We start from the raw sequence: 13874 nt of genomic DNA on the forward strand, positions 1-13874 counted from the left end.
AGCCTTTTTTACAATAATTCAGTTACAGTTGAATTACTTTAAGAGCATCATTTTACGGGTCTGGCTAAAGCTGCCTGACTGAATTGTGTAAAGATAGATACCTGAAGGTAATTTAGCTGCATCGAAGCTTACTTCATAGCTACCGGCTGATTTTTGCTCATCAACGAGAACTGCTACTTCCTGACCGATTGCATTGTAAACTACCATTCTTACATTACCTGTCTCAGGAATGCTGAAACGGATAGATGTTGAAGGGTTGAACGGGTTAGGATAGTTCTGTGTCATCGAATAGTTGTTAGGAATATTGTTGTCAATTTCCTTAACGCCTGTAACGACATTGATAAGGTTTGCAGTGGTGATTCTACCGAAAGTATCAACAGCAGTTGCACTTACATAATTGATGTGCCAGTTGAGTGTATGGTTGCTGCCAACACCGGCTTCGTTATCGTTCGAACCCTGGTTTGTTGCCAATCCAAAGTTAAGACCATATTTGTATTCGAGACCGAGTGAAGTGTAAGCAGGGAAAAGTACATTCTTTGAGAATATCTTGTCACCGGCTACGAGGTCACCGTTGGTTCCGTCATCAAATAATCTGATAACTATTGCTGAGTCACTTGTTGGCCATCCGCCACCTGGCCATCCCAATGGAGCTGATGAACCGGCGATGATAGCGTTGGTAACAGAGGTAAATGGACCGATAGGACCGCTTGCTCCGTTTGTGTTCACTGTGAACTTAATTGTACATGGCTGATTGATAACGGTTGCAAGGCTACCGTCATTGTATGTGCCTTCCTGTACGAGGAAACCGGCATTGAGATCATCCTGTGTGATGATATACTGTCTGTTTGCGCGGCTTTCCCATGCATTAGGTGTGTACCAGTATTTGTAGTTAAGTTCTTCACCAAGTGAAACTTCTTTGTTGAAGGTTACTTCGTAAACATCAGGGTTTGCACTTGGAAGCATGATATTAACTTTCGAAGTCCAGCCGTTGAAGTTACCATTTACTGAAACGGTATCTTCTGATGGTGTGAATCTTCCTGAAAGTCTTTCGAGTTCCATGTTAACCGAGAATGTAAGACTTAAGTTTGTTGTAGACTGATAACCGTTGTTGTCGAAGTATACTACATCGAGAACAGTCGGATCACCGGCAACGGTGAGGCTTCTGTTAGCGACACTTTCCCATACATCAGCAGCAGCAGAGACATCTCTGAATCTGAATTTGTATTCAGCAGTTGCACCAGGTGCACCAACTGCAGGAACGGTTACTACCCAAACTGAATCGTTGTTTGCAGGTTTTGGAATTGGGTTTCCAGTGCCCCACCCGTTGAATGCGCCACTGACAAACAAAGTATCTGCATTAGGATCGAAGTTACCGAGGGTAACCTGTTTTCCCATGTTGACTTTGAATGTCACAGCATTCTGGGCGAAAGCCATAGAAGCCATGGCTGCAACTAAAACTACAGCCGTAAAGAGTTTTTTCATAGCGTTTCTCCTCATTAAATGAATTTGTGATTTCAAGTTATTCAAAATGTTTGTTTAATTAAAGCCTAAAATTTGATACCTAAAGAGAAAAACTGTGTGTTTTTCAACAATCCAAAGTCCTGATAGGCATAATCTACAGATAAACCAAGATTTGGTGCGATATCATAATTTAACCCCACACCAAGTGTGAGCCCTTCCTCGGCATTATCAAGGAAGAGTGATTTGTAACCGCCCCGAAGAGCGATAAGATTTTTGTAAACGATCTCACCACCAACATTGATGCTCTCCGAGTTGTCACTCGGGTGAAGTGCATCGACACCGAGAGTAAACTTGAGGTCTGAAGAGTTGATAACATCCATTGCCGCACCTACCTTGAAAGTCAAGGGAAGCGGATAAGGATCGGTTTTCAACTTTGCAAGTATCTGATCGTTGTTTCCAAATATGCCCGGATCGATGTCATACAATACATAAAGGTCTTTTCCGTCCATCGTCATGTCTCCTCCAAAGTTAGAGATCGTGGCTCCAATTCTCAAGCCATAAATCTCCGAAAGGAAAAGCACTCCGAGGTCAAAAGCCACGGTTGATGCACTTGTATTCCAAATCGACTGTTGAACATATTTCACTGTACCACCAATCGAGAACCGGTCAGTGAGATTCATCGCATAGTGAAGACCCATTGCAAGGTCCTTCGCACCATATTTGGCGCCGGTTCCATCGGGTTCTTTAACTGTGGTAATCTCCGTCTCACCATAATCAAGTATGGTAACACTTCCGCCGACTGTACCCCAATCACCAAGAGTCAACATTGCCGCAGCATAATTGAAGTTGATGTCCGCGAACCATTTGGTATGCGAGAAGTAAGCACCACTTCCACCCATCCTCGACACGCCTGCGGGGTTCCAGTAGAGTGCAGTGATGTCGTTGGCTGTGGCAGTAAATGCACCACCCATACCGACGGCTCTTGGTCCTATTCCTATTGACAAGAATGGAGCAGCAGTAGAGCCGACTTTAGTCTGCCCGAACATCAACGAACAGGCAGACACAAGAATTACTAAAAAATAAAGTCTTTTCATTCTCAAACTCTCCGCTATTTGATTAAGGCAAACTTGCCGATTTTGGTTCCCACATTTGGTATCTCTACTGTATAGACATAAACACCAAATGCTGCGTCAAGATTTTCTTCAGTTCTGAGATTCCAGTAAACATCACCGACATAAACATCAGCAGCCTCAAGTGTCTTGATCAATTCACCTTTTACAGTGAATATTTTGATTTTCGATCCCGGAGGAACATGGGTGAATCTGATTTCTCTTTCGCCTCTGCCGCTGGTCTGGGTGCTAAGAAGTCTGGCTTCATTCGCATGTGTGACCACATAAGGATTAGGAACAACTTTTATTTTGTCCAGCTCATTTGCTGCAGCAGCACTGTTAATCGAACTCGATTTCATGTTAAATCTGAATGCGTCAGCGCTTGAGAACGGTTTTTTGGTATATGCCTTAAGGAAGCCTGAAGTTGGAAGAGGGGCATTTACCGCATCCATGAAGATGTTTAATCTCCATGTACGATATCTTGTACCATTAATAACTTCTCTAAAGTAGATGTTATGAACGGTACTCTGTGTACCGGTTTTGTAATAAACAAACGGCACTTCAGAATTGTCAGAGATTCTCTTCACTTTGAAATTAGTCTTTCTCGAAGGGAATCTGTTTGCACTCGTCGGGGGTACCAATGTATCAGCTATGGAAGTGCCAAAGAGTGTATCAGCACTGAATTCAAGATAGTAATCATCAGCCCAAACTGTTCCCTTGTTGGTTCCAACGAGGAAAGTAGTAAAGGTGAATCCGGGGAACTGTGTAGAACCTGCTCCACCGGCTGCAGGAATTGTATCCTGTCCGTTGAAATACCAGCCCGATTTTACAGTGTCAAGTTTAATGACATCATCATTTGCGATCTGTAATCTGAAACCGTCGATAATTGGAGTTGAGCCGCCAAATACAGTCGATTGTTTAATTACAGTATCACCTGTGGTTACATTCACGAGTGACCATGATTCAGTGTATTTCTGAAGTGAAGTGTCAGCAAAAACCACACGGTAAGTGTTTTTAGGTTTGATCGCTGATTGATCAACCACTTCAACCATAACTTTTCCGGTACCTCTTGGTGTTACTTCAGGAGCAAGTGACTCGAGTCCTGCATTTACATACCCAATTGGTCTTGCACCAGGTGTGATGTATCCGGTGTTGTCATCTGTAATGATTTCACCCGTATTGGAACGGAAGATAAAGCTTGAGTTCTCACTCGGGAAGATGTTGCTAAGAGCATCACCTTTATCATAGGCAGCAACAGCATAGTAGTAGGTCTGACCTTTTGTAGCTGTAGAATCTATGTATCTGTTTGTGAGTCCGGTTGTATCATCTCCGAGATAGTAGGTTGTACCACCGAGTTGTTCGAGAAGTTCAGGCTTTGGATAGAAGAATCCTTTTATGCCGTTACCTTTGATATCAAACTGTTTCAACGGTTTGTTGAAGAACAACACACCGTAAGCATTTGTGATGGATCTTGCATCGATAAAACCTGCATCGCTTGCACGGTAGATTTTGTATCCTTCAAAGTCTTTTGTCTTAGAGATAAAATCGATCGAATTTTCAACAGGTCTTGGATCCCAGTAAAGAATTACCTTACCGTCATCCTGTGTGATGCTGATCTTTGGTTTTCTTGGTGGCTGCGGGAATTTGTAACCGGCGTTGTAAATCTGCTGAACTACATTTTTCTGACGCACCACATCTGCATAATCCTGTCCGAAGAGAAGAGATACAGAGAATCTTTCAATCTGATTAGGTGCCAGCGGGAAGTAGCCCGAAGCATAAATAAAGTCACCATCCTGTGGATTTGGCGGAATAACATCAAATCTTCCGGGGAACATTCTGCTCCAAAGCACCTCATCCTGACTCATGTCGGGAGAAGAAGCCTGTTCGAAAAAGTTGAATGCTGTCAGACCAATCTGATCGGATTCGTCAGGATCGGTTTTACCGAAGTTTGGCTCGCCCTGATCAGGTCTTCCGTTGCCTTCACTTCCGTCAGGATCCGGTCCGATATAACCTTCATCATATGGTCCCAAACCGTCACTACCGACATCATCTCTAATGTCACCGGTTGAAGCATCGTTTGCTACCCAGTTGGCATTCTCATCACCCGACCAGTGTGATACGAGTGTGGATGTGCCGTCAGGATTTTTGATGAACGAGGAAACAATTGTTCCGGCATCGTTATCGCGTTTTTCATCGATTAGTGGATCATTAACCGCAAGACCTGTCTTAAAATCTTTGTATTTAAGACCGGGGAGGTTTTTGATTCTTCTTGTTTCGAAATGAATCGCCTGGTTTTCATCGATGATACCATCAAAGTCGTTATCAAGTCCGTCATTCGCTGATGAATCAGGAATGGCAACACCGTTTACGATCTCTTTGATATGTCCTTCTCTGAAGTAGTTTACACCGGGAGTAAACGAGATTGTTTTGCCAAGACTTGTTACAGTATTCACGCCCGCTTGGACAGTGTATTGAGTTCTTGCATAGGTGCCACCATCTATGAGAACCATTACCTGACCGGGCTGGTATGTTACGGAATCAAAGGAAGTCTGGATGAATCTTGGAGCGTTAGGATCGCCACAATCATCGTCGTTGTCTATACCGTCAAATGAGTTACCCGGTGATTCGAGGAACGCATAGCCGACATATCCAACTTTCTGACCTTTATTTCCCGAACCGTCGCTGTCCCAGGAATATGTGATGGAATTGTTTACATCAAAAGAACCAAGATCATCCTGGCTGTCGCCATCGCCACCGGCGAGAGTTCCAACCACGGTTCCGAAGTCAGCTTTTCTGAAGAGTGTTGTTCCTTCGTTTCTAATGTCATAAAGCCAAAAGATGCTGTTTGCAGCCAGGAAGCTCGACCACTGGAATCCTCTTACACCCATCTGAAGACCCATTCCTTTTCTGGAAGTGTCTCTTGAATCGGGTAAAAAGTTACCGTTAAATTCGTCATCCTGATTGTCATCAGCCCAATAGTAGCTTTCCTGATCAGCCTGAATTACACCGCGTCCAAAATATCCGTTCCACTGTGTTTTGCCGGTTACAGGATCAACCCATGTTGGCTGATCTTTCCACCCGCCGATGGGCCAGGAATTTGGGAGATGTGACATCGCAACTGATTCAGAAGCGGGATTCAAAAATCCGGGGATCGGATTCCAACCCCAAAAATAGTTGTAAAGTGGATGTCTCTCATCGAACTGCCCTCTTCTGGGACCTCTTGAGATACATACCGAATGTTTTACTTCACCTAATGTATTGGTAAACTCAACTCCAATAAGAGGAATAAGGTCACCAATATAATTTTCGCCGGAACCAAGCGGCCACTCACCTCTGATATCGACACCCTGGTTGAAACCGGATATCTGACCATCGTTGTAGTATGAGATACCGATACGGTTTCCCGTATGATAACCGATCCTTCTGAGATTCGGGTCGCCGCGTTGAGCTAAAGCTTCACCGGCAAAGACGAAAAGAAGCAATAACGAGATACTAAAAATTGTTTTATTCATAAACTCAACCTGAATTAAAAGTTATACGACAAACCGACTTCAACTCTTCTTGGTTCAGAGAAGAAACCCGGATTTTGATACAGTTCTTCAAGTGTATTGTAATACAACCTTGGGTTAACTTTTCTGGCTTCAAGAAGCCCGAATGTGAAATATGGATCACCTGTGTCGGAGTATAATCCGCGTGGATTGTCAAGATCCAACAGGTTGAAAACTCTCATGAAAGCTGTTATCCTCTGTCCGAAGATTTCAATTTCCTTGTAAGCTCTCAAATCGATATTAAAAATATCGTTTTTGTAGTCACTGTTTCTTGGGAAAGCATTCTGTGTCACTCTTGTGTTTTTGTTGACTGCAGGAGTGTAAGGCTGACCTGTGAAATAGTTTGCTATCAGGGAAATACCAAAATCGTTTGGTACCGAATAGCTTACAGCAAGGTTCATGGTGTGTGTCTGATCCCAGTCGAGTGGTGCTATGTAGGTTTCGGGAGCTGCACCGCCAAGGATTGCATTTCTTGCATCTGCAGGATTTGACGAATTACCTTTGGTTACCGAGAATGTATAATCCATGTTTACTGACAAACCGCCACCAAATCTCTTCTCAAACTTCACAATGAAGCCCTTCGAGAATCCGAAATCGGAGTTGGCATACTGGCTGTAGGTAGATTGTGTACCGAAAATTGAAATCTGATCGGTTTGTGTACCGGTAAGGTCTCTAAAATCTTCGAAGAACAAAGTTACATCAATAGCCATGTCATCTGACAACTGCTGTTGAAGACCAATTTCACCTTTAACGGTTTTCTGTGGTTTGAGATCAGCATTTCCGAACAGGGCAACATTACCCGATCCGTCAAGCACTTCAAAATCAGGGTTGCTGTAAAGAAGTTCATAGCTTGGAAGCTGGAAGAAGTGACCGTAAGAGAAGTGGATGACTCCACGGGCAGTAATCGGGAAAGCAATACCAAGGCGAGGGCTGATCTGTGTTTTTACAGATGCGTCCTTGTACCAGTAGGTAAGTCTTTCTTCGTAGGTCTTTGCTCTGTTTGCAGGTTTAACAGGTTTTCTGATATCAGGATCTGTGGGGTCTGCAAGGATTTTGCCGTCAGGATTGAAGAGGTCGAATCTTAATCCGGCATTAAAAATAAGGTTGAAAGCTTCAAACTTCGACTGAACATATCCCGAAATTTCCTGTGGTTTTCTGTGATATGTGTCGTGATCAGTTGAAGTCTCGGGTGGTACGATAACATTGAATGGCTTTGCATCAACTCCGTTTACCGTCATTGGCACGAGATTGATGTTTTCAAAGTATATCATGTGTTGTTTCGCATCAATACCAAACTTTACACTGATCTGTTTGTTAAACTGGGTTTCCCAGTCAAGTTTAGCAGAGTATGTTCCCGTATTTCTTACAAACCTGTTGTTGTTCGTACCACCAATATCGAAACTGTACGGAGGATTCTGCTTCAGCCTGTTATCCACATAAAGTGTCGGTCTTGAAGGATTTCCGGTGTAGATGTCCTTATAAAGGTAGTGTCTGTAGTCTTTGAAGAAATAAGAGAGGTTTAAAGTATAAAATGAAGAGTTGGAAATGGCATGGTTAATACTGAAAGTGTTGCTGATACCTTGTCTGAATCGTTGAAGATTATTGTCAGGCGTCAATCTTGGTGCACCGTCAAAATAATCCTGCTTGTCAAACAGATAACTGAAACGGACAGTAAATCCGGAGAACATCCTGTATGTCAGTTTGCCCTGTGCAAAGTAACGGGTGTTTTCATTCGTTGGAACGAAAGCACCGTCTCCACGGGGACCGGCAAGAGGTGTAAGCGATGTATCGGATCCGTCGACAAGGTTATACGATTGATTCGATGTATTTTCTCTGGAAATATCCGATGTAAGGAAGGTTCTTTTTCCGTAATAGTATCCTTCGTTGTAATAGTATCTCCCATTTGCAAAGAAAAACAGTTTATCCCTCAGGAAAGCACCGCTTAAACTTGCATCAATATTTCTTACTGCAATCGGATTGATTTTTTGAATGTTCCAGAAAACATCCTGTTTGTTGGAAAGATAGTCGCCACCATAGAAAGAAAGTGATCCGGTGTAGTCATTGTTACCATCTTTGGTTACAATGTTTACGATACCTGACATTGCCTGTCCATATTCAGCGTTGAAAGCACCGGAAATTACCTGAAGCTCTTTTACTGAATTTGTACCGACATCCACGACATTACTGTTGTCATAAGCATCTGTAACGGGTACACCATCAACCTGATAAACCACCTGTCCACCACGACCGCCACGCATGTGGAGCTCGCCTCCGCCACCCACGACTATACCGGCTTGAAGCTGGAGTACATCGGAGATGTCGGTAACAGGAAGTTCGGATATCAACTCATCTCCCACTATGGAGGTGGAAGCGGTAATATCTTTGTTGATAAGCGGTTTGTCTGCGACTACTATCACTTCTTCTGTCTGAAAGGATGCCGGTACAATGGCAAAGTCCAGAGAAGTGGTGAGTCCGGTAGCAACTTTTATGTTTTCAACAGTGTAGTTGTTGTAACCGGTCATTGAAGCGCGTATTTTGTATGTTCCGGGTGGAACATTTATTATCACATATTCACCATCCAGATTTGTTGCAGCACCAAGGTTTGTACCCATGATAACCACATTCGCAAATGGAAGGGGCTCCTTCGTCTGAGAGTCTAAAACCCTGCCGGAAATCTTACCGGCTTGAGCCAAAACCTGAGGAGAAAGGAACAAAATGGAAACAATAAAGGCACACAGTAACAGTATATACCTCATTAAGGCCTCCGATTAACTCTCTTCGTTTGTTAATAAATCATTACCTAAAATTTCGTATCTTTAAAATATCCCATTTTTAGCAAAAAATCAAAACTATTTTTCATTAGTTTACATTATATTTTACCGTTTGTCTAATTTATAGTTAGACAATAATTATATTCATCTTAGACATGCCTGCCCGCAATGCCTTAAATGGTATCCTTCTTTTTTGCCCGTGAAAAATACATTTCCACGCCAATCAAAATCATCGCAATTATAATAAACAACTTCCATAATTCTGATCCCAGTCGTGACTCCGTCAGCGCCTGTGTAAAATTACCTTCTGCATCAATAAACACAGGACTGTTTTTCACATTGATTTTTTTGAAATATTCAACGATCTCCTGCTTTTCCATCGGGTTGGAATTTGACTCTGTTGTGTCAGTATTCACGGGGACAAAATCGATCTCTTCATCATCCCGGGTGAACCTGTAAATGCCGGGCAAATCAGTCCCGGGAAATATAACTCCATCATCTGTTTTACCGGAGCCAAGTGCAGAAGCAAGCCCGTTCGGGGCTACCACGGTTATCTTTCCTCCCCCGGTTTTTCGCCCCGGAAAAGCAATCTCCTCCCCTGTCACACTTCCCCCTGATGCCGGCTCCTGGGATGCAAGATAGAACATCGATCTGTACACAAGGGGTGCAAAAAGAGGAATCATCGGGAAATCACCTGTGGAAAGGGTTGGTGATGTTGCCACCGACAGTACCCTCCCTTTTCCGGCTCTCGTCTCCTTCAGAAAAACGCTGCCGTCAGCCATCGTTATTATGTCAGTACCAGCGCCCTGCGGCAATTTGAACCATGTGAAAAGTTCAGGTGATTCGACGCTGTTACCGTATTGTGTCTGAAATATCTCCCTGAGCAGAGGATGATTGAACATCACGGAAGAAAATTTCCCCGGAAGGGCTTTTGAGTCTTTTTTCAATTCCAGCGGAGAGGCTGCACCAAACTGTTTTAGCAAAGCAGAATAGCCGGTTAGTGTTGTATTTTCTCCGGGAAACAGGAGTATTCCACCGCCATTGGCAGTATAATCCTTCAATTTCCCCAAATTCGCTCCTTCACCTGATCCGGCAACTATAATCATGTTCACATCTTTAAGATCAAGCGCACCCGTCTGTGTGATATCCTTTTCCGTGATCTTCATGTTGCCCGAGAATGAACCCGCTTCTATTGCAGCCCTGATAAATTTCAAATCGGAACTCTTTCCCAACAGGACGGTACTGAATTCCTTGGGCAAATAGATCGAAGCATACCTTTTGTTATCAGTTTTAATATCATCATCCTCGATCGATGCATAAATCGAAGAAAATCCTGACTTCCTCACAGGTGCCGAAAGGGTAATATCGGTAATTTTTCCGGCATCAAGATTATAGCTTTTTTGGGCTCCCCTTTCGTCGTTCACAAAAAGTGAAACGACACCATTTCTGACATCATCATCGGAATAATTTCGTATTGTCACCGTCACGGAAATATCCTTGCCGGGCTCGAAGACCTGATTGTTTACTTTAATTCCGGTTATTGCCGAATTTACGGTCTTTTTCGAACCAAGATTAAACAGCCGGGTTTGAACTCTGGAATCCAGCAGAGTCGAGACATCGGTAAACTCTTTTGGATTTCCAAGTGTGGCTTTTTGAAAATCGGACAGGACATAAAGCTCCTTATTCAGATTTTCTGATTCACCGAGCAAACGGGATGCCTTGATTATGGCGGAGTTAAGATCTCCGCTGATGAAATCGGGCTCCAGATCTTTTATGGCTTTTGTCAATGCCGGCAGGTCACCGGGTGAGAGCGCCCCATCCAGGTCTCTTCCGGAAGTAAGAATTACTCTGGCTTCGTCCCCCTCCTTCAATCCAGAAAGGATGGTAGCTACCACTCCCTTGGCAAGATTAAATCTCGACCCCTGTCCTTCCACCACTTCCATACTGAAACTGTCATCCAAAACAAACACAACAGTGGTTTTAGCTGCGGAAGTGAAACCGGGAATCCTTTCATTCTGAATCACAGGTCTTGAGAAACCAAGAACGAGCATTGCAATTATCAAAACTCTCAAAGCCATCAATAGCCACTGTACGAGTTTCACTCTTCTGACTTTTTGCTTTTCAATCAGTCGAAGGAAATGAAGTGTGGAGAAATCTATCTTTTTTAGTTTTCGTAAATTGAGGAGGTGTATCAATATTGGAATTGATGCAGCGAGAAGTCCAAACAATAAACCGGGTGAAAGGAAATTCATACGGTCAGTGCAGTACTGTTGAGAATTGTTGTTGGTTCAAGGGATGGAACAGGGCAGCCGGGAAAGTGTACCACGCACCTTCACCGGAAACCCGCAAATCAAATTTGACATTCCATCCCCTGTAAACCATTTATATAACTCTACTTACCGGCTTTTGCGATCAGATTGAGAGCACTTCCGGCCTTGAACCAGTCAAACTGTCTTTCGTTGAATGTGTGGTTCAGTTTACATTCTTCCGTTGAGCCATCAGAATGTTTTATGACGAGTGTGACCTGCTTGCCGGGAGCGAATTCCTTCAGACCCTTTATTGAAACACGGTCGTCTTCCCTGATTTTGTCATAGTCTGCCGGATTGGCAAATGTAAGGGGAAGCATTCCCTGTTTTTTAAGATTGGTCTCATGAATTCTGGCGAAACTTTTTACAATTATTGCTCTGCCACCGAGGTGCCTTGGTTCAAGTGCTGCGTGTTCACGGCTTGATCCCTCACCATAGTTTTCATCACCAACAACCACCCAGTTCAGTCCCGAGGCTTTGTATTCGCGTGCCACTTCAGGAACTGATTTGTATTCACCGGTAACAACATTCTTTACCTTGCCGGGATCACCGGTGTAGGCATTAATTGCTCCAATGAACATGTTGTTTGAAATGTTGTCAAGATGTCCGCGGTATTTCAGCCATGGACCAGCCATCGAGATATGATCTGTGGTACACTTCCCTTTTGCCTTTAAGAGGACAGGGAGGTCCTCGGGGTCATTTCCATCCCAAGGGGTAAAAGGTTCAAGCAATTGCAGACGGTCACTGGTTGGTGAAACTTTCACTTCAACCGAGGAACCATCCTCAGCAGGAGCGATGAATCCGCTTTCACCAGAATCAAATCCTCTTGCCGGCAATTCATCTCCAACGGGAGCTTCGAGTTTCACTTTTTCACCCTTCTCGTTCTCCAGTTCATCGGTCAGCGGGTTAAAGGTTATTGAACCTGCAATCGCAAGCGCAGTAACAATTTCAGGTGAAGCAACAAATGCCAGAGTATCGGGGTTTCCGTCATTTCTTTTTGCGAAATTTCTATTGAATGAGGTGATGATAGTGTTTCTCTCACCGGTCTTCATATCAACTCTTTTCCACATGCCGATGCAAGGTCCGCAGGCATTTGCAAGGATTACACCACCAAGGTCGGTAAGAGTCTGTAATTGACCGTCTCTTTCGATCGTTGCCCTTACCTGTTCGGAACCCGGAGTAATCGTAAACTGTGATTTTGCTTTCAGTCCTTTTGCGAGAGCCTGACGGGCAATGTTAGTTGATCTGTCAATATCCTCATAGCTTGAGTTGGTGCAGCTTCCGATAAGAGCAACACTCAGTTTTTCGGGATAATTGTTCTCTTTTGCTGCTTCTTTAAGCTTCGAGATAGGCCATGCGAGATCGGGAGTGAAAGGACCGTTAACATGAGGTTCGAGTTCACTTAAATTGATCTCAATTATCTGATCAAAATATTTTTCAGGATTTGCAGCCACATCTGAATCGGCTTTGAGTTCTGAGGCAATGCCATCAGCGAGTGCAGCGAGGTCTTCCCTTGCTGTTGATTTAAGATATGCCGCCATTTTTGCATCATAAGGGAATAGTGATGTTGTGGCTCCAATTTCAGCTCCCATATTACAGATGGTTCCCTTGCCTGTGCAGGAAATCGATTCGGTTCCCTCACCAAAATATTCAACTATCGCACCCGTTCCACCCTTCACTGTGAGGATGCCGGCAAGTTTAAGGATTACATCCTTAGGGGATGTCCAGCCGTTCAGTTTTCCGGTAAGTTTGACACCGATAAGTTTGGGCCATTTAAGCTCCCATGCCATTCCCGCCATCACATCAACTGCATCAGCACCACCAACACCGATTGCAATCATTCCGAGTCCGCCTGCATTAGGAGTGTGGGAGTCGGTACCAATCATCATTCCACCGGGAAATGCATAGTTTTCAAGCACCACCTGATGAATTATGCCTGCACCCGGTTTCCAAAATCCGATGCCATACTTGCTGCTGACACTTTCGAGGAAATCATATACTTCCTTGTTATCTGTGTTTGCCCTGTTGAGATCATCAACAGCACCGGTCTGTGCCTGAATCAGGTGATCACAATGAACAGTAGAAGGAACTGCAGCTTCCTTCTTTCCGGCTGACATAAACTGCAAAAGTGCCATCTGAGCAGTTGCATCCTGCATCGCTACACGGTCGGGTGCCAAATCAGCGTAATCCTTGCCTCTTGTAAGCGGTGATGAAGGGAGCTCCCAAAGATGGGTATATAAAATCTTCTCGGCGTAAGTCAGTGGTCTGCCCAAAAGTGTGCGTGCGTGCTCCACTTTCCCTGCAAATTCTCCATAAACTTTCCTGATCATATCAAGATTGGCTGTCATCCGTATCCTCGTTAAAAAAATTGGAAAAATCAATTTACAAATATAGCAAAACAGAAGAAGGAGAGAGCACGGGAGTGATGAGTACCTGAGTACTTGAGTACCTGAGTGCTGGAGTACTTGAGTGACTTGAATTATGATAAGTTTATATTTTCAGAAAAGGAGTGACAATCGTCTCGATTGTCCTATCGAAAAACTTCGAAACAGGAAAAGGAGTGACAATCGTCTCGATTGTCCTATCGAAAAACTTCGAAACAGGAAAAGGAGTGACAATCGTCTCGATTGTCCTATCGAAAAACTTCGAAACAGGAAAAGGAGTGACAATCGTCTCGAT

At 43.8% G+C, this 13874-nt stretch carries 6 protein-coding genes; all 6 read right to left on the reverse strand.

Annotation, left to right across the window (positions count from 1 at the left end):
* Positions 1–33: 33 nt before the first annotated feature.
* Positions 34–1482 carry a T9SS type A sorting domain-containing protein gene (locus J0L60_15640; GenBank protein ID MBN8547562.1) on the reverse strand — a complete coding sequence of 483 codons (1449 nt, stop codon included), beginning with the start codon at positions 1480–1482 and terminating at the stop codon, positions 34–36.
* A gap of 65 nt (positions 1483–1547) precedes the next feature.
* Entirely contained in the window at positions 1548–2555 is a 1008-nt protein-coding gene (locus J0L60_15645) for a PorV/PorQ family protein (GenBank protein ID MBN8547563.1), read from the reverse strand.
* Between the two features lie 14 nt (positions 2556–2569).
* Complete coding sequence (locus J0L60_15650; GenBank protein ID MBN8547564.1) at positions 2570–6082, reverse strand: hypothetical protein; 3513 nt, start codon at positions 6080–6082, stop codon at positions 2570–2572.
* Positions 6083–6096: 14 nt separating this feature from the next.
* On the reverse strand, positions 6097–8874 hold the full coding sequence (locus J0L60_15655; protein MBN8547565.1) for a TonB-dependent receptor: 2778 nt from the start codon (positions 8872–8874) through the stop codon (positions 6097–6099).
* Positions 8875–9062: 188 nt separating this feature from the next.
* Positions 9063–11141, reverse strand: coding sequence for a BatA domain-containing protein (locus tag J0L60_15660; GenBank protein MBN8547566.1), 2079 nt, complete (start codon positions 11139–11141; stop codon positions 9063–9065).
* A 140-nt stretch (positions 11142–11281) separates the two neighbouring features.
* The gene (locus J0L60_15665; GenBank protein ID MBN8547567.1) at positions 11282–13543 is read right to left on the reverse strand and encodes an aconitate hydratase; all 2262 of its coding nucleotides are present in this window, start codon (positions 13541–13543) and stop codon (positions 11282–11284) included.
* Between the last annotated feature and the right edge of the window lie 331 nt (positions 13544–13874).

This window comes from Ignavibacteria bacterium (genome assembly GCA_017302895.1).
In the GTDB taxonomy this organism is placed as follows: Bacteria; Bacteroidota; Ignavibacteria; order Ignavibacteriales; family Ignavibacteriaceae; genus UTCHB3.